The 24,921-nt window shown below is 72.3% G+C and carries 18 protein-coding genes and 1 pseudogene; 7 read left to right on the top strand and 12 right to left on the bottom strand.

From position 1 onward, the window contains the following. Window positions 1-11: 11 nt before the first annotated feature. Together ACWCQM_RS14975 and ACWCQM_RS14970 are read right to left on the bottom strand one after the other, a co-directional pair. The gene (locus ACWCQM_RS14975; protein ID WP_450915710.1) at window positions 12-569 is read right to left on the bottom strand and encodes a flavin reductase family protein; all 558 of its coding nucleotides are present in this window, start codon (window positions 567-569) and stop codon (window positions 12-14) included. 338 nt (window positions 570-907) lie between these two features. Continuing rightward, on the bottom strand, window positions 908-2,161 hold the full coding sequence (locus ACWCQM_RS14970; RefSeq protein ID WP_450915709.1) for an ROK family protein: 1,254 nt from the start codon (window positions 2,159-2,161) through the stop codon (window positions 908-910). 567 nt (window positions 2,162-2,728) lie between these two features. Here ACWCQM_RS14970 and ACWCQM_RS14965 point away from each other — a divergent pair. Next, window positions 2,729-5,143: an endonuclease/exonuclease/phosphatase family protein gene (locus ACWCQM_RS14965; RefSeq protein ID WP_450915708.1), complete on the top strand. Its 2,415-nt coding sequence runs from the start codon at window positions 2,729-2,731 to the stop codon at window positions 5,141-5,143. Window positions 5,144-5,169: 26 nt separating this feature from the next. Continuing rightward, a pseudogene (locus ACWCQM_RS14960) lies at window positions 5,170-5,478 on the top strand (hypothetical protein); the annotation flags it as partial. Between the two features lie 40 nt (window positions 5,479-5,518). Here ACWCQM_RS14960 and ACWCQM_RS14955 read toward each other — a convergent pair. The 3 genes from ACWCQM_RS14955 to ACWCQM_RS14945 are packed head-to-tail and all read right to left on the bottom strand — an operon-like array spanning window position 5,519 to window position 7,997. Beyond that, on the bottom strand, window positions 5,519-6,475 hold the full coding sequence (locus ACWCQM_RS14955) for an alpha/beta fold hydrolase (protein WP_450915707.1): 957 nt from the start codon (window positions 6,473-6,475) through the stop codon (window positions 5,519-5,521). A 17-nt stretch (window positions 6,476-6,492) separates the two neighbouring features. Continuing rightward, window positions 6,493-7,767 (bottom strand): beta-ketoacyl-[acyl-carrier-protein] synthase family protein, encoded by a 1,275-nt coding sequence (locus tag ACWCQM_RS14950; protein ID WP_450915706.1) that lies wholly within the window; start codon window positions 7,765-7,767, stop codon window positions 6,493-6,495. Beyond that, window positions 7,764-7,997 carry an acyl carrier protein gene (locus ACWCQM_RS14945; protein WP_450915705.1) on the bottom strand — a complete coding sequence of 78 codons (234 nt, stop codon included), beginning with the start codon at window positions 7,995-7,997 and terminating at the stop codon, window positions 7,764-7,766. Before ACWCQM_RS14945 ends, ACWCQM_RS14950 begins: the two co-directional genes overlap by 4 nt. Before the next feature lie 241 nt (window positions 7,998-8,238). Here ACWCQM_RS14945 and ACWCQM_RS14940 point away from each other — a divergent pair, with 241 nt between their 5' ends. The 4 genes from ACWCQM_RS14940 to ACWCQM_RS14925 all read left to right on the top strand — a co-directional run bounded on the left by ACWCQM_RS14940 (window position 8,239) and on the right by ACWCQM_RS14925 (window position 12,176). Beyond that, window positions 8,239-8,682: a nitroreductase family deazaflavin-dependent oxidoreductase gene (locus tag ACWCQM_RS14940; RefSeq protein WP_450915704.1), complete on the top strand. Its 444-nt coding sequence runs from the start codon at window positions 8,239-8,241 to the stop codon at window positions 8,680-8,682. A gap of 75 nt (window positions 8,683-8,757) precedes the next feature. Beyond that, complete coding sequence (locus tag ACWCQM_RS14935) at window positions 8,758-9,489, top strand: nitroreductase family protein (RefSeq protein WP_450915703.1); 732 nt, start codon at window positions 8,758-8,760, stop codon at window positions 9,487-9,489. 228 nt (window positions 9,490-9,717) lie between these two features. Next, window positions 9,718-11,271, top strand: coding sequence for a peptidoglycan-binding protein (locus tag ACWCQM_RS14930; protein WP_450915702.1), 1,554 nt, complete (start codon window positions 9,718-9,720; stop codon window positions 11,269-11,271). A 155-nt stretch (window positions 11,272-11,426) separates the two neighbouring features. Beyond that, a complete protein-coding gene (locus ACWCQM_RS14925) occupies window positions 11,427-12,176 on the top strand; it encodes a hypothetical protein (protein WP_450915701.1) in 750 nt (249 codons plus the stop codon). 24 nt (window positions 12,177-12,200) lie between these two features. Here the strand turns inward: ACWCQM_RS14925 and ACWCQM_RS14920 are convergent, their stop codons facing one another. Continuing rightward, the gene (locus ACWCQM_RS14920; protein WP_450915700.1) at window positions 12,201-13,418 is read right to left on the bottom strand and encodes an NAD(P)/FAD-dependent oxidoreductase; all 1,218 of its coding nucleotides are present in this window, start codon (window positions 13,416-13,418) and stop codon (window positions 12,201-12,203) included. A 270-nt stretch (window positions 13,419-13,688) separates the two neighbouring features. On the opposite strand from ACWCQM_RS14920, the gene ACWCQM_RS14915 reads away from it, so the two are divergent. Further along, window positions 13,689-13,856: a hypothetical protein gene (locus tag ACWCQM_RS14915; protein ID WP_450915699.1), complete on the top strand. Its 168-nt coding sequence runs from the start codon at window positions 13,689-13,691 to the stop codon at window positions 13,854-13,856. Between the two features lie 301 nt (window positions 13,857-14,157). On the opposite strand, the gene ACWCQM_RS14910 is transcribed toward ACWCQM_RS14915, so the two are convergent. The 6 genes from ACWCQM_RS14910 to ACWCQM_RS14885 form a co-directional block, all read right to left on the bottom strand. Next, the gene (locus tag ACWCQM_RS14910) at window positions 14,158-17,811 is read right to left on the bottom strand and encodes a S8 family serine peptidase (protein WP_450915870.1); all 3,654 of its coding nucleotides are present in this window, start codon (window positions 17,809-17,811) and stop codon (window positions 14,158-14,160) included. Between the two features lie 207 nt (window positions 17,812-18,018). Continuing rightward, the gene (locus ACWCQM_RS14905) at window positions 18,019-19,158 is read right to left on the bottom strand and encodes an XdhC family protein (RefSeq protein ID WP_450915698.1); all 1,140 of its coding nucleotides are present in this window, start codon (window positions 19,156-19,158) and stop codon (window positions 18,019-18,021) included. A 45-nt stretch (window positions 19,159-19,203) separates the two neighbouring features. Beyond that, a complete protein-coding gene (locus tag ACWCQM_RS14900; RefSeq protein WP_450915697.1) occupies window positions 19,204-20,661 on the bottom strand; it encodes an NCS2 family permease in 1,458 nt (485 codons plus the stop codon). Between the two features lie 209 nt (window positions 20,662-20,870). Further along, window positions 20,871-23,288 (bottom strand): xanthine dehydrogenase family protein molybdopterin-binding subunit, encoded by a 2,418-nt coding sequence (locus ACWCQM_RS14895; protein WP_450915696.1) that lies wholly within the window; start codon window positions 23,286-23,288, stop codon window positions 20,871-20,873. A 2-nt stretch (window positions 23,289-23,290) separates the two neighbouring features. Next, on the bottom strand, window positions 23,291-23,887 hold the full coding sequence (locus tag ACWCQM_RS14890; RefSeq protein ID WP_450915695.1) for a (2Fe-2S)-binding protein: 597 nt from the start codon (window positions 23,885-23,887) through the stop codon (window positions 23,291-23,293). 2 nt (window positions 23,888-23,889) lie between these two features. Further along, window positions 23,890-24,780, bottom strand: coding sequence for an FAD binding domain-containing protein (locus ACWCQM_RS14885; protein WP_073748521.1), 891 nt, complete (start codon window positions 24,778-24,780; stop codon window positions 23,890-23,892). Between the last annotated feature and the right edge of the window lie 141 nt (window positions 24,781-24,921).

Raw genomic sequence — 24,921 nt, 5'->3', positions numbered from 1 at the left:
TGAATTCCTGATCACTGGTCGGGCGCGGGGCGGATGGAGTGGTAACTGCCGTCGTGGAAGAGCAAGGGGCTGCGTCCCTCGTCGAGCCAGGACTCCTCGACGCGGGCGATGACGATGCGGTGGTCGCCGGCCGGGACGATGCTCTGGACGGTGAGCCGGAGCCAGCCGGCCACCCCGTCGAGCACGGGTTCCCCGCCGGCCAGCCTGCTCCAGCGGGTCGGAGCGGCGAAGCGGTCGATACCGCTGGTGGCGAACGTGGTGGCCACCCGCTGCTGTTCGACGCCGAGGAAGTTGACGACGGCCGAGGACGCCCGCTCGATGTGGGGCCAGGACGAGGTGGACGTACCGATGCCGAAGGAGACCAGCGGCGGGGCGAGGGAGAGCGAGCTGAGCGAGGTGGCGGTGAATCCCACCGGGCCGCGTCCGGCGTCCGCGGTGACGACGACGACTCCCGCCGGGTACCTGCGGAAGGCCTGCTTGAAGCGGTCGGGTGCGATACCGGGGACGGGAGCGGTCGTTGAGGGCTCGGGCGGTCGGACGGCGGCGTACGAGGACACGGTGACGGACAATGTCTCTCCCCGGTCGAAAGGCGGAAAGCGGACGTGCGGAATCGCGGGAAGGCATGCGTGGGGGCGCGAGGGCACACGGGAATGCGGGCGGGATGGAGAATTCACGCACGGATGCGGACCGCCCGGTACATCAGCTGGGGGTTATCGGCGACCCGGACAGGGACGACAACAGAAGCGCCGGGCGATTTCGCTCTTCGGCGCGGCCGCGCGGCAGGATCGCGCCGGCGTGGGCGCCTTCCCTGAATTCCGCTGTCGGCTGTTCATGAATTCATCTTCCCGTGCGGCGTGCGGCCGGTCAACAATGCAACGTTCTGAATTAAAGCGGGAATCGGCGGCGGTCAGGACACCGCGGGCAGCGCGGGCCACGGCCCCAGCGGGTCGGTGTACAGGGCCCCGAGGGCCACCGCTCCGCCCGCCGTGGCCAGCACCGATCCGGTGAAGCTGCTGGGCACCACGGCCCGTTCCGGGTCGTCGCAGACCCAGGAGCGCATCCCCACCTCCTCACGGAGATCGGCGAGGCACTCCGGCAGCCTGCCCGCCCCGGGCTCGACCACCACCAGGCACTCCGGGTCGAACATGTCCAGGAGCAGCGCCGCGGCCCTGCCCACCAGCCGGGCCCGGCGGCGGAACAGCGCCACCGCACGCGGCTCGCCGGCCATGGCGTGGTCCAGCAGTTCCTGGAACGTGCCGACGTACAGGCTCTGTTCGGCGGCGCGGCGGATCATGGCCCGTTCGGACACCTCGGACTGGAGGCACCCGGTGCGCCCGCACCTACAGGGCTCGGCGTCGCCCGATCCGCCCGATCCCAGCGGGAGATGGGCCACGCTGCCCGCACCGGAGCGCGGGCCCCTGTGCAGTTCGCCGGAGGTGGCGAAGGCCCCGTCGACGACCGCGCCGATGAAGAGCAGGACGGTGCTGCGACGGGTGGACACCTCGCCGAACATCTGCTCGGCCCGGGCCAACGCCCGGGAGTGGCTGTCCACATGGACCGGGAGCCCGGTGGCGGCGGCCAGGATCTCGCGTACGGGAACGGCGCGCCAGCCGAGGTGCGGGTGCTCCACGACGACTCCGGCCGCAGGGTCGACCCGGTGTCCGGTGGCGACGCCCAGGGCCAGCACCTGCCGTCCGGCCGCGTGGGCGTCCGTCAGCAGGGGCAGCCGGGCGGCGAGGCCGGCGAGGATGTGGCGCGGGTTCGTGCTGGTGTGCGGCCTGCGGTCCTCGGCCACGATCCGGCCGCGCAGGTCCATCAGGGAGACCGTCGAGTGGGCGACCGCGATGTGCGCGCCGGCCACGAGGAAGCGGCTGGTGTCGATGTCGACGGGCACATGGGGACGTCCGAGACCGCGCGGCCCGGTCGTCTCGGCGCTCTCCCGGACCAGGCCGCGCGAGAGCAGATGCCCCACGTGGCCGGTCACCGAGGCGGGCGAGAGGCCGGTGAGCCGGGCGACGGTGGAACGGGCGACCGGCCCGTGGTCGAGGATCGCGCCCAGCACAGAGCCCGTGCCGGAGGCTCGGCGGGCGTGTCCGGGCGAGGGGATCTCGGAGCGGCGCGGGGGCCGGGAGCGGCGGACGGGCGCAGGCAGACTTGTCACAGGTGTCTTCCAGGTCCTCGATGGCAGCGGGCGTGGAGGTGAGAACCCCTGCGCGGGGGCCTCCTGACGGAACCGGGCGGCGGTCGGTGCCTGCCGGGGTCCCGCTGAGCCGTGACGGGGCGTCCTGCGCGAAGCCGGGAAGGGGGCGCGGACTCCGGGTGCTCAGTGCCGGTGACACGCCGCGGAGCACACACGCTTCAGGTCGACATGACCTCGCGTCGTCAGGTGTGCGGATCGCTGCATGTCACGCAACGTATCCGGAACGCCGTAAGCCGGTCAAACGTCTGACCGCATGGTGGACTTCTGTTCCGCCTGCTGTCCGCCCTCCCCCGACGGCCGTTCCTCCGGCCGCGGTTCATGCCTCCACCGACCGTCGCAGGTCAGCACCTGGGCCGCTCCGAGGGCTGCCGCAGTCCGGCCGAGGATTCCCGCCCGGTGCCGAACTGTCCGCCGGGGGCCGGGTGGTGAGCGCGACAAAGACGCCTGGAATTAACCTCCGGTCTCTTGCCACGGCTGGTCTACGCGCATAGTTTTTGCCCCCTCACTACACACTTGGGGGCAGTTCCCGTGCACATCGCCAGACCCGGCTCCGCCCTGCTGGCCGCCGCCGTCGCCGTCACCCTGTCGGTCACCGCGCTCCCCGCCGCCTTCGCGGCCCCGTCGTCGTCGGCCGTCATCTCCGAGGTGTACGGCGGCGGAGGCAACTCCGGTGCGACGCTGACCCGTGACTACATCGAGCTGGCCAACGCCGGCCAGAGCTCCTTCGACCTGTCCGGCTTCAGCGTCCAGTACCTTCCGGGCACTCCCTCCGCCGGTTCGCTGTGGCAGGTCTCCGCGCTGACCGGCGCCGTCGCGCCCGGTGGCCGCTACCTCGTCGCGCAGGCGGCGGGCACCGGCGGCACGGTGGCGCTCCCGACCGCCGACGCGACCGGCACGGTGGCGATGTCCGCGACGAGCGGCACCGTCGCACTGGTCTCCGGCACCACCCCGCTGACCTGCAAGACCGCGGCGGACTGCGCGGCGGACACCCGGATAGTCGACCTCGTGGGCTACGGCTCCGCCGTGGTGCGCGAGGGCAGCGGCCCGGTCACGGGCGCCTCGGCGACCGCCTCCGTGGCCCGTGGTACGTCGCTCGCGGACACCGACGACAACGCCGCCGACCTCGCCTCCGGCACCCCGACCCCGGTCAACGCGGCGGGCGAGACGTCCGGCGGGTCCGGTCCCGGCGAGCCCGGCGGCCCGACCGAGCCGGGCACGGTGCGGGTGCACGACATCCAGGGCACCACGCGCGTCTCCCCGCTCGTCGGCCAGCAGGTGACCGGGGTCCCGGGCGTCGTCACGGGCGTGCGGACCACGGGCTCGCGCGGCTTCTGGATCCAGGACACCACGCCGGACGCCGACTCCCGTACGAGCGAAGGCCTGTTCGTCTACACCGGCTCCGCGGCACCCGCCGTCGCCCTCGGCGACTCGGTGCTGGTCAGCGGCAAGGTGGCCGAGTACTACCCGGCCACCGGAACCCAGTCGGTCACCCAGCTGACCGCCCCGCTGACCACGGTCCTGTCCTCGGGCAACGCCCTGCCCGAGGCGGTCGTCCTCGACGCCTCGTCGGTGCCGGACACCTATGTGCCGTCGGCCAGCGGCGGGTCGATCGAGCCGCTGACGCTCGACCCGTCGACGTACGCCCTGGACCTGTACGAGTCGCTGGAGGGCGCCCGCGTCACGATGGCCGACACCCGTGTGACGGGCGCGACCACCGCGTACGACGAGGTCTGGGTGACGGTGAAGCCGCGGGAGAACCCGACCCGGCGCGGCGGCACGCTGTACGCCTCCTACGAGGACCAGAACACCGGCCGCCTCAAGGTGATGTCGCTGAACGCGGCGCAGCCCGTGCCGGACGCGAACGTGGGCGACGAGCTGTCCGGCACGACCACGGGCGTCGTCGACTACGCGTCCTTCGGCGGCTACAACGTCCAGGCCACCGAACTGGGCACGCTGAAGGACAACGGCCTGAAGCGCGAGGTGACGCGCAAGCAGAAGCGCAAGGAGCTCGCCGTCGCCACGTACAACGTGGAGAACCTGGACGCGGTCGACGAGCAGGCCAAGTTCGACACCCTCGCCGAGGGTGTGGCGGTCGGCCTCGCGTCACCCGACGTCGTCTCCCTGGAGGAGATCCAGGACGACAACGGTGCGGTGAACGACGGCACGGTGGGCTCCGAGGCCACGCTGAAGCGCTTCACGGACGCCATCGTCGCCGCGGGCGGCCCCCGCTACGAGTGGCGCTATGTGGCGCCCGCCGACGGCAAGGACGGCGGCGAGCCCGGCGGCAACATCCGCAACGTCTTCCTCTTCAACCCCGCGCGGGTCGGCTTCGTGGACCGCCCCGGAGGCGACGCGACCACCGCGGTGCAGGCCGTGAAGACGAAGAAGGGGGCCACCCTCTCCGTCTCGCCCGGTCGCATCAACCCCACGAGCACGGCCTGGGACAGCAGCCGCAAGCCGCTGGTCGGCGAGTTCCGCTTCCGTGGTGAGTCGGTCTTCGTCATCGCCAACCACTTCGCGTCCAAGGGCGGGGACCAGTCCCTGCACGGCCGCTTCCAGGAGCCGGTGCGCAGCTCCGAGACGCAGCGCGTGCGGCAGGCGGCGGAGGTCAACACCTTCGTGACGTCGCTGCTCAAGGCGGACAAGTCCGCGCAGGTCATCACGCTCGGCGACCTCAACGACTTCGCCTTCTCCCCCACCATGGCCGCGCTGACCGCCGGCAAGGTGCTCAAGCCGCTGATCACGACGCTGCCCCTGGGCGAGCAGTACAGCTATGTGTACGACGGCAACTCGCAGACGCTGGACCACATCCTGACCAGCCCCGCCGTGCGCCGCTTCGACTACGACGTGGTGCACATCAACGCGGAGTTCGCCGAACAGGCGAGCGACCACGACCCGCAGATCGTGCGGGTCGACGTGAAGGGACGAGGACCGGGGCACTGACCTCCCCGCCCGGCCTCCCCTCCCGGGTGGGGGCACCGTCCTGCCGCCACCCGGGCCACCGGCTGTTCGACGGGCCGTATCGCTACCGTGCCGCGCATGGCTGCCGAGACCGCTCCCCCCGACGAGCTCTCCCCGTCCACCGGGCCCGTGCGCCCGTCCGCCGACGCCCGGAGCGAGGCTGCGGGAGACGGCGGTGCGGCTCTGGGAGGCCGGAGTCGGCCGACCAGCCCCGCCGGCTGGACGAGGTGCTCCTCGACGCGAGCACCGCTCTCGGAGCGGAGCACCGCCCCGGGCTGCTCGGCGGGGTCACGGTGGTGACGGCCGGGGATCTCACCGCCGTGCCCTACGCGGTGTGGACCAACCGTGGTGCCGGGGCTATGCGGGTGTGGATTCCGCTGGACCGGCCGCCGGTACCCGCGTCTGGTGCGGAAGCGGTGCCGCCACCGCATCGACCGGACCGTCCGCATGGACCGGACCGACCGCGTCGACCGGCCGCCCGGTGAGGAAGCGCGTCACGAGGGCGGCCACCTCCTCGGAGCGCTCCAGCACGACCCAGTGGTCGGACTCCGGGACCGTGAGGAAGCGGCTGCCCTCGATCGTCGCCGCGAACTCCCGCTGCCGCTCCGGCGAGGTCACCGTGTCGTGCTCGCCCGCGAAGACCAGCGCCGGCACGCCGGACAGCCCGCCGGAGAAGTCCGGCCGGTCCCCCAGCGCCCGCCGGAGCGAGTCCAGGGCGTGCGCCGAGTGGGTGAGCGCGTGCAGGAACGAGCGCCGCACATAGCGCCGGGCGAGCTCCCTGCGGTGCACGTGCCGCTCCGGGTCCAGGCAGATCAGGCCGTCGGCGGCCAGGCTCGCGAAGCCCTCCGCGTCCCCGTCGGCCAGCCGTCGCGTCGCCCGGTGCCAGTAGTCCCGCTGCTCCGCCCCGATGTGGGTGGGGACGCCGCCGAGGACGAGCCGGGCGATGCGGTCCGGATCGTGGCGCGCGCAGTCGAAGGCGACGGCCGCGCCGTAGGAGAAGCCGAAGAGGTTGATCCGGGAGACACCCAGATCGTCGATGATCCCGGTGACCGCGGCGCGCAGGACCGGGGCTCCGGGGCCGGGCGGCAGGGGGTCGGCCGTGCCCATGCCGGGGAGGTCCGCGGTCACCACGTCGGCCAGCGGGCCCAGATGGTCGTCCATCTGCGGCCAGCCGAACATGCCTTGCAGCGCCCCGCCGATGATGAGCACCGGTTCGGTGGCCGGGGCCCCGCCGCCGGCCGGGTCGCGGGGCAGCACCCGGTAGCCGTAGCGCAGTCCGTCCACGGTCAGGGTGCGGATGATCTCCTCGGGCATGGTGCTCCTCGCTTCCCTCACGCCCTGGTGAGCACGAGGGCCGCGTTGTGGCCGCCGAAGCCCAGCGATGTCTTGACGGCGCAGTCGAAGGCGGCGTGCCGGGCCTCCTTGCTCACCACCTCCACGGGGATCTCGGGGTCCGGGGCGTCGAGGTTGGCGGTCGGAGGGATCAGCCGGCGCTGGAGCGCGAGCACGGTCAGTGCGGTCTCGATGCCGCCCGCCGCTCCCAGGGTGTGACCGGTCCTGGCCTTCGTCGAGGTGACGAGGGGGTGTTCGCCCAGGACGCGGCGGAGCATGACCGCCTCGATGAGGTCGTTGGCGACGGTCGAGGTGCCGTGGGCGTTGACATGACCCACGTCGGAGGCATCGATGTCCGCGTCGGCCAGGGCGGTGCGCAGCGCCCGCTCGATGCCGAGGCCGTCCGGGTCGGGGGCGACGGCGGAGTGGGCGTCGCTGGAGGCCCCGTAGCCGGCCACACGGGCGCGGACGACGGCGCCGCGGGCGCGGGCGTGCTCGGGGCGTTCCATCACGAGGAGGCCCGCGCCCTCGCCGACGACGAAGCCGTCGCGGTGCGTGTCGAAGGGGCGGCAGGCGGCCTGCGGGTCGTCGCGGCGGGTGGAGACCGCCCGCATCTGGCAGGCGCTGGCGATCAGGAGCCGCGAGCGCACCGACTCGGCACCTCCCGCGACGACGATGTCGCAGGCCCCGGTGCGGAGCATCTGGTGGGCGGTGCCGATGGCGACGGTACCCGAGGAACAGGCCGTGGAGACGGCCTGGCTGGGGCCGTGCACACCCAGGTCCATGGCGACGCTGCTGGCCGCGCCGTTGACGACGGTCAGCGGGGCGAGCTTCGGGGAGACGCGCCGCGCCCCGCGCTCGGTGAGGGTGGTGTGCTGCTCGTCGTAGAACGGCAGGCCGCCGTGGGCGGAGCCGATGACGACGCCGACCCGGCCGCTGTCCCAGACCGAGGGGTCGAGCCCGGCGTCGGCGACCGCCTCGCGGGCGGCGATCACGGCGAGCTGCGAGAAGCGGTCCATCAGGCGCTGCGCGGCGACGCCCAGGAGGGCCTTGGTGTCGAGGTCCGCGACGGTGTACATGAAGTCGCAGGGCAGCCCGTCGAGTTCGGGCAAGGGCCCGACCGAGGGCACGGCCGCGGTGTCGCAGACCCCGCTCCATGCCTCCTCGATCCCCACTCCCGCGGCGGTGACGAGGCCGACGCCGGTAACCGCGGCGCTGAAGGGCTCGACGCCCGGACGGGTGGACCGGCGGGCGAGCGGTCCCCGGGCCGTCACGCGCCGGCCTTGCTGCTCACGGCCGCGACCAGGGCACCGACGGTGTCTCGCGAGGACAGCACGACGTCCTCCAGATCGATGTCCATCCGGTCCTCGATGAGGAGCCGGAGCTCCTCCAGGGCGAGCGAGTCCAGGCGCAGGTGGCGGAGCGGCACTTCGGGCCGGATGGATGCCGGATCGGTTCCGAACCTGGTGACGAGCAAGGCGCTGATCTCTTCCGAGGTGCTCATGGGGACGCTCCTCCGCTCTCGGTACGCGGTGACGCCGGCCGCGTGGGGGGTGAGATGGCCATCGGGGACGCCGGCTGCTCGGGAGGGACCCTTTATACGCCTTCGCGGCCGGTTTTCAGTCCCCCGTTCCCCCGTGAGGAGGGCGAACGGCCAGGTGTGCGATTCCGGCGCGCCGGAGCCGTGGGTGACAGGATGGGCACGGACGTACGGACACGGGGGCACGGCGACGGAAGGGCAGGCCATGACGGCGGAGCGGAACGACGGGGCGGTACGGCTCAGCCCGTCCAACTGGGTGGCGAAGCAGGCCGAGTTGTACGAGTCGTCCGGCGGGACGAAGGGGACCACCCAGCTCGGCGTGGACTGCCTGCTCCTGGACTACGTCGGACGGCGCAGCGGGGCCCGGCGCCGTACGGTGCTGATGTACGGGCGGGACGGAGAGGACTATCTGATCGTCGGATCGAACGGCGGCTCGGACAGCCACCCGCTCTGGTACCTGAACCTGCTGGCCGAGCCCGCGGTGGAGGTACGCGTCCGCACCGAACGCTTCCCGGCCCTGGCCGAGACGCTCTCCGCCGAGGAGAAGGAGCGCGTCTGGCCGCATCTCGTGGAGGTCTTCCCCCGGTACGCCGAGTACCGCGCGAAGACCGGCCGCGACATTCCGGTCGTACGGCTGCGGCGGCGCTGACCTGCGCCGACCGGACCGGTCCGGGGTGCCAACGGGACTCCCCGTAGCGGCCCTTGAGCCGTAAACTCCGCGATCATGACCTTCGAAACGGTGTACGCCGACGCGCCCGCGCCCGACGGGCCCGCCCTCTTCCCGACCATGGCCACCATGCGCGCCATGCGCCGCCTCACCAAGGACCCGGTCCCGGACGAGACCATCGACCAGCTCATACAGGCCGCGGTCTGGGGGCCCAGCGGCGGCAACATGCAGTGCTACGAGTACGTGGTCGTCACCGACCGCGCGGTGATGGCCGAGCTGGCGCCGCTCTGGAAGCGGTGTGTGGACGCCTATCTCGCGACGACCGGCAAGCACGCGCCGAAGGGGATGCCCGAGGCGGCGTACGCGCGGATGGTGGCGGCGATCGAGTACCAGCGCGACCACTTCGCCGACACCCCGGTCCTGATCATCCCCTGCTACAAGTTCCCCGACCCGGAGTTCGACGAGGAGGGCCTCGCGGTCTACGCCGAGTCGCTCGGCCCGGCGGGCCTCGAACGGATGGCGGCCACCCAGACGCGCTTCCAGGCGCTCGCGGAGGGCTCCTGCGTCTATCCGGGCGTCCAGAACATCCTGCTCGCGGCGCGGGCGCTGGGCCTCGCGGCCAACGTCACCATCTGGCACCTGATGCTGGAACAGGAGTGGAAGAAGGCCCTCGGCATCCCCGAGAACACGCACACCTTCGCGGCCATTCCCGTGGGATGGCCCGCCGGCAACTTCGGCCCCGTGCGGCGCCGCCCGGTCGCCGACGTCGTCCACCGTAACCACTGGTAGCCACGGGCGCCCCGCACCGCGCCGCGCCGTCCCCCTCGGCCAGGGGGGGTGACGGCGCCGGCGTGCGCCGCCGGCCCGGCCCAACTCCATTGGAGTGAAGGCAATTTGGGCACGGCGGGGCGTCATTGTCATGCATGAATCAGCTAGATAGCCTGTGCGGGCTCAGCGGCCAACGGCCCCTCACCCCGGCCCTCGGCCTTCCTCTCCCCCCACAGACCTGGAGCAGGCATGCCCCGACGCCCCGCCGGCCACACCAGAGGCCGCGCAGCCGTACTGGCCTCCCTCACCGTCACCGCACTCGTCACCACCGGCCACCCGGCGACCGCGGCTCCCGCGGCTCCCGCCGGAGCGGGCCCCATGAACCAGGCGTTCGACGCGGCGGCCGAGGAGTTCGGCGTACCGCGCGATCTGCTCGCCGCCGTCGGCTACGGCGAGACCCACCTGGACGGACACGGGGGCCGCCCCAGCCAGGACAACGGCTACGGCGTGATGCACCTCGTCAGCAACCCCGTCAACCGGTCTCTGGAGAAGGCCGCCGCCCTGACGGGTGAATCGGCCGCCGAGCTGCGCCGGGACACCGGTACCAACATCCTGGGCGGCGCGGCCGTGCTGCGCAGCCACGCCGACGCGCTGGGCCTGGACGCGGCCGAGCGGGCGGACATCGACTCCTGGTATCCGGCGGTCGCCCGCTACAGCGGCGCGCAGGGCTCCGTCGCCGCCCTGTACGCGGACACCGTCTACACCTTCCTCGCCGAAGGGCTGCGCGCGACCGTCGCGGGCGGCGAACGGGTCTCGGTCACCTCCCGGCCGGTCTCCCCGGAGAAGGGCAGCCTGGCGAAGGCCGACGTCACCGCCCAGAGCCCCGACTACCCCCCGGCGCTCTGGGTCGCCGCCAACACCGCCAACTACGCGACCGGGCGCACGGCCACGGTCGACAAGGTGGTCGTCCACGTCACGCAGGGCTCGTACGCCGGGACGATCAGCTGGTTCCAGAACGCCACGTCGAAGGTCAGCTCCCACTACGTGGTCCGCTCCTCGGACGGCCAGATCACCCAGATGGTGCGCGACAAGGACACCGCGTACCACGCCAAGAGCGCCAACGCCTCCTCGCTCGGCATCGAGCACGAGGGCTTCGTCGACGACCCGTCGTGGTTCACCGACACGATGTACCGCTCCTCGGCGGCGCTGACGAAGTACCTCTGCGACCGGTACGGCATCGCCAAGGACCGGGCGCACGTCATCGGGCACAGCGAGGCCCCCGGGAACGACCACACCGACCCGGGCGCCAACTGGAACTGGACCTACTACATGCAGCTGATCGGCGGCTCCGACAGCGGGGCCGACGGGCTGACCTTCACCTCGTACACGACCCAGACGTCCGGCTCGACCGGCAGCCAGGTCAAGGCCGTGCAGACACTGCTCAACCAGCAGGGCTACGACGCGGGCACCGCGGACGGGATCTTCGGCGCCACCACGAAGAGCGCCGTGCAGGCGTTCCAGACCGCCCGCGGGCTCACCGCCGACGGCACGGTCGGGCCGAAGACCTGGACCGCGCTGCTCTCGGCCGGCACCACGCCGGCGCTCGCCAAGGGCAGCTCGGGCGAGGCCGTGAAGCGGCTCCAGCGCGCGCTGACCGCCGCGCTGGGCAGGACGCTGGCCGTCGACGGGGCGTTCGGCACGGCGACGGACACGGCCGTGCGTGAGTACCAGAGCAGCCGGGGTCTGGCCGTCGACGGGGCCGTGGGCCCGAACACCTGGGCGGCGCTCCAGTCCGGACGCTGACTCCGCCTCCACCCGGGCCCCGTGGCCCCTGCCGCTGCCCGTTGAGTACCCGTACTCATGCCCCGGAGCCGTACCGCCGGGACGATGACGGACGGGCGGGACACGGCGGGGACACGGGGCGGGGCGCCTTCGGGGCGCCGGTCGAGGGGGACGGCATGGGTCGGTCGGTGGGCGCGCTGCTCGCGGTGGCGGTGGTGGCCGGAGCGGTGGCGCTGGCGTACATGTCGGGGGCCCCGGCCTCGCTGCTGCTGGGTGCGGCGGCGGGGGTACTGAGCCTGCTGTGGCTGCTCCTCCTGCTGACGGTTCCCTGGAATCTGTACTTCCGGGCGCACACCGTGCTGGGCGAGATCGGCGTGAGCCGTTCCAAGGGTCTGGAGGTGCCGAAGGAGCGGGACGCCGAGGCGGCGCGGATCGCACGGCTGATGCTCCGGGTGGCGGTGGGCGGGCACGCGCTGACCGCCGCCCTGGCCGTGGCGGTCACGGCGGCGACGGGTGCGGTGACGGGCTACTGGTTCGCGGGCTTCTTCCTGCTCAGCACGGTCTTCCGGCCTGCCGGGGCCTACTTCGGACAGCTGCGGCGGCGGCTGGGCACCCTGCTGAAGGACGTGACCTTCCCGCGCGACGACGTACTCCAGCTGCGCGAGGAGGTGGCGCGGCTGCACGCGGGTACACGCGCCCTGGAGGAGAAGGCGGAGGAGCAGTACCGCGCGCTGGGCGAACTGCGGCACACTACCGACGCCTTGAACGTCTCGGCGCACGCCCGCGCGGACGAGTCCGACCGGAAGATCGCCGCGCTGGCGCGTGAATTCGAGTCCACCGTCAATCGCCTGACGGACAATCAGGAGATCATCACCGGGCTGAAGGCGTTCCTCCGCCTGCTGCGGGCGGTCGACGGCGCGGCCTGAGGCCCGGCCGCGCGCCGGGCCGCGTCAGTGGGCGTCGTAGATGCCCTGGTAGTTGCCGAGTGCCGTCTCGCGCACCTTGAGGTCGCTCCAGGCGTCGAAGCGCCCGGGGGCCAGCCGCGCGGGGTCCACCAGGGTGTCACCGGTCTCCAGCAGCTGGTTGGCGAGCTGCCGCCCCACCCCTGCCGCGTGGGTGACCCAGCTCGCCTCGGCGAGCCACAGACCGGGCACGCCGGGCGCCGGGCCCACGAGCGGGAGTTCGTCGGGCGTCATCGCGAAGACCCCGTTGAGCCGGTGGCCCAGCCGCGCGCCGCGGAAGGCGGGCACGAGCGCCGTCGCCTCGTCGAGGGCGGTCTCGAAGTCACTTGCGACAAAGGGCCGTTCGGCCGAGGTGAGGTCCTCCGTCGGCTCCAGGGGCAGCGGACGGTGGGCGTAGCTGCCCAGCCCGTAACGCCGTCCGTGGCGGCGCGCGTAGACGGTCTGGTCCGGGTAGCGCACGAGCGGGCCGTCGATCGGGGTGTCGTCGAGCTCCGGGCGCTCGGCGGTGAACATGTACGGATGCTGGACGTCCACCATGGGAAGGCGCACGCCCGCCGTCGCGGCCAGCACGGGCCCCCAGATGCCGACGGCCAGCACCACATGCCCAGCCCGCAGGTGTTCCCCGCCGTCGCGGGTGCGCACCCCGGTCACCCGGCCGTTCTCCGACTCCAGCGCTCCGACCGGGGTGTTCCAGCGGAAGCGCACCCCGGCGCGCTCCGCCTCGGCGATCAGGGCCTTGGTCAGCGCCACGGGCTCGGCCGCCCCGTCGGTGGGGATGAACAGCCCGCCGAGGGCGCGTCCGGCGTCGACGAGCGCGGGGGCGTGCGCCACGGCTGTGGCCGCGTCGACGACGTACGCCTCGATCCCGAGCCTCCTGCCGTGCTCCACGTCCGCGTGCGCCTGCTCCAGACGCGCGGGGGTAGTGGCGACCTCCAGGCAGCCGACCTGCCGGAAGGGCGGTTCGTCCGCTCCGGCGGAGAGCGCGAGATAGGTGGCGACGCTGTCCTTGGCGAGCACGGCCAGTTCCGGCGTGGCGCTGAGCTGGCCGACGAAGCCGGGCGCCAGGCCGGTCGAGCCGGGCAGGTGCTCAGGCCCCCGGGTGTCGAGGACGGTCACCCGCTCGTGACCGAGCGCGGCCAGGTGCAGGGCGACGGAGGCACCGACCACTCCCGCTCCGACCACCAGAATCTCGTCCCCTGCCGCCACCGCTGAACCTCCTCGAAGAACCACTGTGCATGCCGTCCGGCATTCTCTCACCGGAGAGGCTGTCCCCTGCGCCTGGGCCCCGTGCGGCCGCATCCGGCCGCACCGGGCCCGTCCCGGCCCGGGAAACGCGACGGCCGGAAGCCCCGCCGGCCGCCCGTACGCTCCGGAGCGCATCGGGCGGGCCCCGGTGCGCCTTCCGCCGGGCCGCGCCCACGGGCGAACCTTGGCCGTGCCGGCACCGGGCCGGCGGGACTCGGAGGGCGGTCGGACATGGCTCGTACGCAGTCGAGGTGCGGAGCACCCACCCAGAAGGGCACGCGCTGCCGACGGCTGGCGATGAAGGACGCCTCGCGGTGCGACCGGCACCGGGGCGACTGGTCGGTGTACACGGTCGCGCGGCGCAAGGCGCGGGAGAAGGCGGCCCGCCGACGCCGGTGAAACGGGCTGCTCACCCGGTCGGCGCTCGGGCACACTGTGCCGACGAGTGCCGGCCTCCCGCCCGCCCGGACACGCGCGCTGAGCCATGTGGCCGCGCTGTCCACGGGGCCGCCGCTGGACCCGTCGCTGCGTTCCTGAACGCCCGGATCATCGGGGAGGCCGCCGCCGCCGGGCGCCCACGATCCGCAGGACCTCAAGCGGGTCTGGCACTGCGTGGCGCGCTTCGGCAGGACCATGTGAAAGAGGTGGCCCCGCACCCCACTCGGGATGCGGGACCACCTCGACCCGGCCGTTCAGCAGGTCACTTCAGGCCGAAGGCCTTGATGATCTCCTGGTCGAGGGCCAGTCCGCCGGGGCCCTCCACCTGGGCCTTCAGCGAGACCGAGTCCGCGCCCTCGGCGGGTGTCCGCAGCGTCGCGGTCCACTCCCCCGAAGCGCCCTTGCGCAGCTGCACCGCGCTCCAGGTCCTGCCCTCGTCGTAACTGACCGACAAGGATGCCTTGGTGGCCTTCACCGCGCCGTCCAGCCAGTCCTGCGTGCCCGACGCGATGCCGAGCTCGACCGGCTTGCCGGCCCTGACGTCGCCCGCCAGGTCGGTGTCCACGTCGTAGTCCAGCTGGAGCAGCGGGATGTCGGCGCGCTCCGTGCCCTCCGGCAGGGCGCCCGAGACGAAGTTCCACTCGGAGTGCGTCCGCGTCGAGGTCTTCCAGGTGGCCTCGTCGCGCACCGAGTCGATGACCAGGCGGTACGGCACCTTCTCGGCCGACAGGTCCCAGGCGGCGCCGGCGCGGCCCGCACCCTTCTTGACCAGGGTGTCGCCCTGGTAGAAGGCGTAGGACGTGGTGTCGTACTCGTCCGCGGGCATCGAGCCCGAGTGGCCCTCGCCCGAGTCGGTCCACGGGGTGATGTTGAACTGCACATCGTTGTACGCGGTGCGGAAAGGACCCCAGTAGCCCGTACCCAGGCGGGGACCGGTCACCGGCGCGAACCAGTCGGCGCGGTAGGTCCTGCCCGCCGTGTAGTCCAGCTCCGCGCTGCGCATCTCGTGCGCCCTGTCGGACGCGTCGGCGTTGAGCACCGAGTGGTTCTCGTACCAGAAGGAGGCGCCGGGCAGCGGGGTGACGTACTCGTTGCGGGTGCCCGGGAACTTCTCGTACTCCTCGAAGCCGATGCCGAAGCCGTAGTCCGGGATGTCGTAGCGGTAGCCGCCGCCGAGGACGTCCCGGTGGCCGTAGAAGGTGTTCTCGACCTTCGCCAGCTGCCGGGCCGAGGGCGCGAAGGCCAGCGATCGGTCCGGGACCGCTCCGTCGTGGCGGTCGACGAGGTCGTAGACGTAGCTCGCGAACTTCCGCTGGTCCACGTCGATCCGGGAGCCCTTGCGGGCGGCCTCGATCAGCGTCCCGCCCGCGAGCCGCTGCACGGAGGCGACCGGGATCGTCGTCTCCTCGCCGTACGGCACGTAGGAGCTCTCCATCAGCACGCCCCGGCCGTCGCTGACGACGAAGAGCGCCGAGGCACCCGCGGCGAGCGCGTTGGCCAGCCGGTCGGCGGGGGCGACCGCGTCGCTGCGGTTGACCACGACTGCCTTGCCCCTGGCGTCCAGGCCCTTGTAGTCGGAGGCCGCGCCGCTTCCGGCGAAGACGCCCTTCAGCTTCCGGTCGCTGTCCTCCGCGACCACGGAGCCGATCTGCGCGGTGACCGGGACGTCATGGCCGCCGGCCGAGACGTCGATCGTCTTCTCGCCCTGGCGCCAGCGGGTCAGATAGCTGAAGTCGCCCTCCTTCACCTTCTTGGTGGGGCTGACCCACAGCTGGTCGTAGGAGATCGGGAGCGTGAACGCCTCACGCTGGACGACGCCGCTGGGAGCCGTACGCGCCATGTCGAGGCGCATCTGCCGCTGCTCGGTCTCCTGGGGGGTGCGCACGCTGACCTTGCGCGCCTCGGAGGCGTCCAGAGTGACCGTCGTCGGCTTGTCCAGAACGGTCTCGGGGGCCATCAGGAAGGCGAGGCCCTGGGAGTCGGCCCGGTCGCCCTCCACGTCGAGGGCCGTCCACGCGGTGTAGTTGCCGGGCGGCAGCCGCAGGGTGGTCTCGCCCGAGATGTTGACGAGGCCCAGGCTCGTGTCGCCCAGGGCGGCGAAGACCACGGTGCCGTCCGCCGGTTCGCCCGCGCGGTCGCGCAGCCGGAGCGTCAGGTCGTAGAGCTCCTGCTCCTTGTGCACGGCGAAGCCGGTGTGGGCCACGGTCGTGCCGGCCGCGTCGGCGGCGAGGACCTGGCCGGAGAACTCCGTGTCGACCGGCACCTTCGACGGGTCGATCGAGAGAACCGCCTCGGCGGTGGAGCCGGCCGGGACGGTCAGCCTCGACGTGGACAGCGTGTAGGCGGCGGCGTCCGTGTCGGTCGCCAGGTCCAGCGTCACGTCCTCGGCGCCGGTGTTGCGGTAGGTGATGGTCCGCTCGGTGACCGGGTCCGTGTCGCTGTGCGGCCAGGCGTACGAGGCGACCTCGACGGAGCCGGTGGCCTCGACGGTGGTGTCGATGGCGGCCTTGACGTCGAGACGGCCGGTGCCCTGCTCGTACGGCGTGTAACCGGGCAGCAGCTTCGAGGAGCTCATCAGCGCGTCCTTGATGCGCTGGCCGGACCACTCGGGGTGGCGCTGCTTGAGGATGGCCGCCGCGCCGGCGACGTGCGGGGTCGCCATCGACGTACCGGACATCTGCTGGTACATGCCCTCGATGCCGGGCACGGACTGCGAGGCGGCTGCGTTGATGTCGACGCCGGGGGCGGAGAGGTCGGGCTTCAGGCCGTGGGAGCGCACGAGCGGGCCCATGGAGGAGAAGTCCGCGCGGCCGTCCTGCTTGTCGACGGCCGCGATGGTGAGCGCGTCGGCGGCGGAGCCGGGCGAGCCGATGGTGCCCGCGCCGTAGGAGTTGCCCGCGGCGATAACGAAGAGCGGGCCGCCGTCTGCCGAGAGCGCGTTGACGGCCTGCGCCATCGGGTCGTTGCCGTCGTCCGGGATGCTGGAGCCGAGGCTCATGGAGACGACGTCGGCGCCTTCGGCCTTGGCCCACTCCATGGCCTCGATGATGCCGGAGTCCGCGCCGGACCCTCCGTCGCCCAGGACCTTGCCGACGATCAGGTCGGCACCGGGGGCGACGCCCTTGTTGGTACCTTCCGAGGCCGCGCCGGAGCCCGCGATGGTGGACGCGACGTGCGTGCCGTGGCCGTTCTTGTCGTCGACCTCCTCGCCGGGCACGAAGCTCCTGGACTGCGTGATGCGGTCCTTGACGTCCGGGTGGTCGGCGTCGATGCCCGTGTCCAGGACGGCGATCGTGGTGCCCTTGCCGTCGAAGCCCTCCGCCCACGCCTGGGGGGCGTTGACCTGCGGCACGGAGTCCTTCAGCGCGGCCTCGACCTTGCCGTCGAGCCAGAGCTTGGCGATGCCGTTGTCCAGCGAACGGCTCTTCTCCGTACGGGAGATGTCGCTCCAGAAGGCGCGGGCGTCGTCCTTGTCGGCCTTGAGCGCGGCGCCGTTGACCGACTCCAGGCGGCGGACGGTCTTGCTGCCGCGCGGGGCGGCCGGCAGCGAACGCGCCGTGCTCCGCGGGTAGGTGGCGATCAGCGGGATGCCGCCGGCGCGCGCGTCGTCGTACCCCATGGCGGCGAGTGCCGAGACGTTGAACAGCCGGCGGTCCAGCTTCCCCGCGGCGATGAGGGAGCTCGCCTCGTCGGGGATGACGTAGACGTCCTCCCCGGCCTGCTGCACATGCACACCGCCCTCGGCGCCCTCGGGGCGGTCGACGGTGACGACGTCCTGGGCGCCCGTGCCGTCCGTGTAGTGGACGACGTCGCCGGTGACGAGGGTGATGTCGTAGTCGCGGGCCTCGGGCCCGTGGCGGTCCTCGGCCGTCGCGGGCTTCGGAGCGGCGGTGGCGGAACCGGCGACAGGGAGCATGACGCCGCTCACGAGGGCGACGGAGGTCGCTATGAGCAGAGCCCTGCGTCCCGCGCGAGCGGGTCTCGCCCGGCCGGAAACGGAGGAGAGGGAAAATGTCATGCAGCTGATCTACCGGTAAATCCGGGGCTGCGGACGGCTTCACCCCTGGCGTGAAACCGCCGTGGCGGCAACCCGCCCGGCGTGATCGGCCGCCGATGGTCCTGTTCAGGCCACGGGGGCGAGCGGCGGAACGCTCTCGTGGTGGATCGCGGTGTGGGCGCCCTTCAGCGGCAGACCGCTGCCTCCACGCCGGTCGGCGACGATCTCCGCGGCGATCGAGAGAGCGGTCTCCTCGGGGGTACGGGCACCGAGGTCCAGCCCGATCGGCGAGTGCAGGGAGGCCAGTTGGCGCTCGGTGACACCGGCCTCGCGCAGCCGCTCGTTGCGCTCCAGATGGGTGCGGCGCGAACCCATCGCGCCGACATAGGCGACGGGCAGGCGCAACGCCAGTTCCAGCAGCGGGACATCGAACTTGGCGTCGTGCGTGAGGACGCAGAGCACCGTGCGCGCGTCCACGTCGGTGGTGGCGAGATAGCGGTGCGGCCAGTCGACGACGATCTCGTCGGCGTCCGGGAAGCGCGCCTCCGTGGCGAAGACGGGCCGGGCGTCGCAGACGGTCACGCGGTAGCCGAGGAAGCGTCCGGCCCGCACCAGGGCGGCGGCGAAGTCGATGGCCCCGAAGACGATCATCCGTGGCGGCGGGACGCTCGACTCGACGAGCAGGGTGAGAGGACTGCCGCAGCGGGAGCCCTCGGCGCCGATCACCATCTCGCCCGTACGGCCCGCGTCGAGCATCGCGCGGGCCTCGGCGGCGGCCGTGCGGTCCAGCTCGGGATGCCCGCCGAGCCCGCCCTCGTACGTCCCGTCGGCGTGGACGAGCAGGGGCCGGCCGAGCATCCCCCCGGGCCCCTCGGTGACACGGGCGACGGCCGCCGCGCGGCCCTCCGCCGCGGCGGCGAGAGCGGCGGCGTACACCGGGCGCGCGGGGTCGTCCGCGCGCACCGGTGTCACCAGGATGTCGATGACGCCTCCGCAGGTAAGCCCGACGGCGAAGGCGTCGTCGTCGCTGTAGCCGAAGCGCTCGCGGACGGTGGTGCCGTCCTCGATGGCCTGCCGGCACAGCTCGTACACAGCGCCCTCCACGCACCCGCCGGAGACCGATCCGACGGCCGTTCCCTCGCTGTCGACGGCGAGGGCGGCACCCGGCTGCCGGGGCGCGCTGCCGCCGGTGGCCACCACGGTGGCCACGGCGAACGCGCGTCCCTGCCCGACCCACCGGTGGAGCTCTTCGGCGATGTCCAGCATGGCGTGTCTCCTTCTGACTGAGGTGCGGGGGGGGTGCGGTGGGCGTCAGCTGACGCCCAGCCAGCTCTCGAGGGGGTGCAGGGCGAAGTAGACGAGGAAGACCAGCGTCAGGACCCACATGAAGACGCCGACCTCGCGCGCCCTGCCCTGGGCGAGCTTGATGGCCGAGTACGAGATGACGCCGGCGGCGACACCGGTGGTGATGGTGTAAGTGAACGGCATCAGGACCACGGTGAGGAAGACCGGTACGGCGACCGAGCGGTCGGCCCAGTCCACGTGCCGGGCGTTCTGCATCATCATGGCGCCGATGACGACCAGGGCGGCGGAGGCCACCTCGGCGGGCACGATCGCCGTGAGCGGGGTGAAGAAGAGGCAGGCGGCGAAGAAGAGCCCGGTGACGACGGAGGCGAGCCCCGTGCGGGCGCCCTCCCCCACCCCGGTGGCGGACTCGACGAACACCGTCTGCCCGGAGCCTCCGGCGACACCGCCGATCGCACCGCCCGCACCGTCGATGAACAGCGCCTTGGACAGGCCCGGCATCCGGCCCTTGTCGTCGGCGAGCTTCGCCTCGGTGCCGACGCCGATGATGGTGGCCATCGCGTCGAAGAAGCCGGCCAGCACGAGGGTGAAGACGATCATGCCGACCGTCATCACGCCGACATCGCCCCAGCCGCCGAACTCGACGTTCCCGAAGAGCGAGAAGTCCGGTGCGGAGACGGCGCTGCCGCTCAGCTCGGGCGGGCCGCTGCTCCACGCCTTCGGGTCGATGTCGCCCACGGCGTTGACGGTGATCGCCGCGAGGGTGCCGACGACGATACCGATGAGGATCGCGCCGGGGACGTTCCGCGCCTGGAGCATGAAGATCAGCAGCAGGGTCACGGCGAAGACGAGGACGGGCCAGCCGGTGAGCTCACCGGCGGGGCCGAGGGAGAGCGGGGTCGCCTCCCCCTTGTGGACGAAACCGGCCTTGAAGAGGCCGATGAGCGCGATGAAGAGGCCGATGCCGATGGTGATGCCGTGCTTCAGCGCGAGCGGGATCGCGTTCATGATGAGCTCGCGGAGGCCGGTGACGACCAGCAGGCAGATCACCACGCCGTAGACCACGCACATGCCCATGGCCTGCGGCCAGGTCATGGCCGGCGCGACCTGCGAGGCGAGCACCCCGGAGACGCTGAGCCCGGCGGCGAGGGCGAGGGGGACCTTGCCGACGAAGCCCATCAGCAGGGTGGTGGCCGCCGCGGCGAGCGCGGTGGCGGTGATCAGGCCCGGCTGGCCGAGCAGTTGGCCCTCGGCGTCCTTGCCGCCGAGGATGAGCGGGTTGAGCAGGAGGATGTACGCCATGGCCATGAAGGTCGTGACGCCGCCGCGCACCTCTCGGGCGACGGTCGATCCTCGTTCGGATATGTGGAAGTAGCGGTCGAGCCAGGACCGTCCGGCGGGGACGCGCGAGCCGGAGCCCGCGTCCTCCGCGCCGGTCCTGGGTTCCACGGACTGCTGGGTCATGTTGCCTGACTCCCAAGGTTCACAGGGGCACCCGCGTGGAGCTGTCGAGATTGCGGGATTTGGGATGACTGCGTGGCGGCACGACCCGGGGGACGGCCCGAGGCGAACTCTTCGTGCAGGTGGTGCGGTTGCTGCTCCGGACGGTGCGCGGTGCGGGGACTGTGACGTTCGCGGCAGGCGCGCACCGCCCGGAGGTGTGTGAGGGACCGTCAGGTTCCGGTGATGTGCTCGGGGCGCACCGGTGTCCTGTTGAGTTCCAGTCCCGTCGCGTTCCGGATCGCCGCGAGGACGGCCGGGGTCGACGACAGGGTCGGGGCCTCGCCGATGCCGCGCAGCCCGTACGGGGCGTGGTCGTCGGCGAGTTCGAGCACATCGACCGGGATGGTCGGCGTGTCGAGGATGGTGGGGATCAGATAGTCGGTGAAGGACGGGTTGCGCACCTTCGCCGTCTTCGGGTCGACGATGATCTCCTCCATGACGGCCACCCCCAGCCCTTGCGTGGTGCCGCCCTGGATCTGGCCCTCGACCGACAGCGGGTTGAGCGCCTTGCCGACATCCTGGGCGCAGGCGAGCTCGATGACCTTGACCAGGCCGAGTTCGGTGTCGACCTCCACGACCGCGCGGTGCGCTGCGAAGGAGTACTGGACGTGGCCGTTGCCCTGTCCGGTGCGCAGGTCGAAGGCCTCGGTGGGCCGGTGGCGCCACTCAAGCTCGATGTCGACGGCCTCGTCCTCCAGCACCTCGGCCAGCGGGGCGAGCACCTCCCCGGCGTCGGTGACGACCTTGCCGCCCTCCAGGAGCAGTTCGGCGGTGGCCCAGGCGGGGTGGTACGTACCGAACTTGCGGCGGCCCATCTCCAGGACCTTCTCCCGGACGGCCTCGCAGGAGTTCTTCACCGCCCCGCCCGTCACATAGGTCTGGCGGGACGCCGAGGTCGATCCTGCGGAGCCGACCCGGGTGTCCGCCGGCTGGATGGTCACCTGGCTGACGCCGAGTTCGGTACGGGCGATCTGGGCGTGGACGGTGACACCACCCTGCCCGACCTCGGCCATCGCGGTGTGCACGGTGGCGACCGGTTCGCCGTTGATGACCTCCATCCGCACCCGGGCGGTGGAGTAGTCGTCGAAGCCCTCGGAGAAGCCGACGTTCTTCAGGCCGACGGCGTAGCCGACGCCGCGTACGACGCCTTCTCCGTGGGTGGTGTTGGACAGTCCGCCGGGCAGCGCGCGCACATCGACGGAGCTGCCTCCGGCGTCGGCCGACAGCCACTGCTGCTCGGGGGGCATCGGGCGGGCCTTGACGCGGCGCAGCAGTTCGGCGACGGGGGCCGGCGAGTCGACGGGCTGTCCGGTGGGGAGCAGGGTGCCCTGCTCCATGGCGTTCAGCTGCCGCAGCTCGACCGGGTCCATGTCCAGGGCGGCGGCGAGCTTGTCCATCTGCGCCTCGTAGGCGAAGCAGGCCTGGACCGCGCCGAAGCCGCGCATGGCGCCGCAGGGCGGGTTGTTGGAGTAGAGAGCGATGGCCTCGATGTCCACGTCCTCGACGGCGTACGGTCCGACCGCGAGCGAGGAGGCGTTGCCGACGACGGCCGGGGACGCCGAGGCGTAGGCCCCGCCGTCCAGCACGATCCGGCACTTCATGTGGGTGAGCCTGCCGTCCTTGGTGGCGCCGTGCTCGTAGTGGAGCTTCGCGGGGTGCCGGTGGACGTGCCCGAAGAAGGACTCGAAGCGGTTGTAGACCATCTTGACGGGCTTGCCCGTGCGCAGTGCGAGCAGGCAGGCGTGGATCTGCATCGAGAGGTCCTCGCGTCCGCCGAAGGCACCGCCGACCCCGGAGAGGGTCATGCGGACCTTGTCCTCGGGGAGGCCGAGGACGGGGGCGATCTGGCGGAGGTCGGAGTGCAGCCACTGCGTGGCGACGTACAGCTCGACGCCGCCGTCCTCGGACGGCACGGCGAGGCCGGACTCCGGGCCGAGGAAGGCCTGGTCCTGCATCCCGAAGACGTAGTCGCCGGTGACGATCACGTCGGCCCGCGCCGCCGCCGCGTCCGCGTCCCCGCGGATGATGGGCTGGCGGTGGACGATGTTCGGGTGCGGTACGTGGCCGATGTGGTGGTCGGTGCGGCCCTCGTGGACCAGGACCGCGCCGGGGGCGGTCGCGGACGCCTCGTCGGTGATGACGGGCAGCTCGGCGTAGTCGATCCTGATCCTGGCGGCGGCGCGGCGCGCGGTCTCGGGGTGGTCGGCGGCGACGAGCGCCACCGGCTCCCCGTGGTGGCGGACCTTGCCGTGGGCCAGGACGGGCGTGTCCTGGATCTCCAGGCCGTAGTTCTTCATCTCGGCGGGCAGGTCGTCGTAGGTCAGGACGGCGTACACGCCGGGGGTGGCGAGGGCCTCGCCGATGTCGATCGACCGGATCTCGGCGTGCGCGACGGTGGAGCGCAGCGTGTGGCCCCACAGCATGTCCTCGTGCCACATGTCCGAGGAGTACGCGAACTCTCCGGTGACCTTGAGGGTGCCGTCGGGGCGCAGGGTGGACTCGCCGATGCCGCCCGGGGAGGTGGAGCCCTGGGTGATCTTGGTGGGGGTGCCGGACGGTACGGACGTGACTCGCGGGCTGGACGCCATGGCTATCGCACCGCCTCTTCCTGGCGGGCGGCCGCGAGGCGGACCGCGTCGAGGATTTTTTCGTAACCGGTGCAGCGGCAGAGGTTGCCGGAGAGCGCCTCGCGGATGTCCTGGTCGGACGGGGAGGGATTCGTCTCCAGCAGTTCGTCGGCCGCGACCAGCAGGCCGGGGGTGCAGAAGCCGCACTGCACGGCACCCGCGTCGATGAACGCCTGCTGGACCGGGGAGAGTTCGGCCACCTCGGCGCTCTGCGCGTCGGCGGGCCTGGCCTGCCAGCGCTGGGCGGCGTCGAGCGAGGTGCCGCAGGTGCCGGCGGCGCAGCCGGTGCCGGGGTGGGCGTCCTCGCGGTGCTTCGCGTAGTCGGCGAGGCCCTCGACGGTGACGACCTCGCGGCCCTCGGCCTGGCCCGCCGCGACGAGACAGGAACAGACGGGCACGCCGTCGAGCCGGACCGTGCAGGAGCCGCATTCGCCCTGTTCACAGGCGTTCTTGGAGCCGGGCAGGCCCATGCGCTCGCGCAGGACGTAGAGGAGGGACTCGCCCTCCCAGACGTCGTCGGCCTCCTGCCGGCGGCCGTTGACCGTGAAATTCACTCGCATGGTTAAGCAGCTCCTTCGAGGGTGCGGCCCGCGCCGCGGTACTGCTCCCAGGTCCAGCCCAGCGTGCGGCGGGCCATGATGCCGACGGCGTGCCTGCGGTAGGCGGCGGTGCCCCGTACGTCGTCGATGGGGTTGCAGGCGCCCGCGGCGAGCTGGGCGAACTGCTTGGCGACGGACGGGGTGATGATCTTGCCGCTCTCCCAGAACCCGCCCTCCTCCAGTGCCGCGTTCAGGAAGTCCTCGGCCTCCTTCGCCCTGACCGGGGTCGGGGCGGCGGAGCCGATGCCGGTGCGCACGGTGCGGGTCTCCGGGTGGAGCGCGAGACCGAAGGCGCAGACGGCGATGACCATCGCGTTGCGGGTGCCGACCTTGGAGTACTGCTGGGGTCCGTCGGCCTTCTTGATGTGTACGGCCCTGATCAGCTCGTCGGGGGCGAGGGCGTTGCGCTTGACGCCGGTGTAGAACGCGTCGATGGGGATCATCCGCGTCCCCCGTACGGACGCGGCCTCGACCTCGGCTCCGGCGGCGAGCAGCGCGGGGTGGGCGTCTCCCGCGGGTGAGGCGGTGCCCAGGTTGCCGCCGACGCCGCCGCGGTTGCGGATCTGCGGCGAGGCGACGGTGTGCGAGGCGAGCGCGAGGCCGGGCAGCTCGGCCCGCAGGTGCTCCATGATCGCGCTGTACGGTACGGAGGCGCCGAGGCGGACGGAGTCCTGGCCCACCTGCCACTCGGACAGCTCACCGATGCGGTTCAGATCCATGAGGTACTCGGGCCGCCGGTGGTCGAAGTTGATCTCGACCATCACGTCGGTGCCACCCGCGATGGGCACAGCCGTCGGGTGCTCGGCCTTGACGGCGAGCGCCTCCTCCCAGCTGGCGGGGCGAAGGAAGTCCATGAGTGGCTCTCTTCTTCTCTGTCGGGTCGTTCGGCTGGGGCGGGGGACGGCCGGCCCGTCGGCCTGCCCGCCTTCGACGGGGGCCGTTCCTGTGTTGTTTCACGCGGTGTGTGGCCCAGTACACAAGCCTTGCTCCACTCG

The sequence above is a fragment of the Streptomyces sp. NPDC002125 genome, assembly GCF_053593715.1.
Note: the sequence above shows the minus strand (reverse complement) of the source record. Positions and strands in the feature narration are given on the sequence as shown.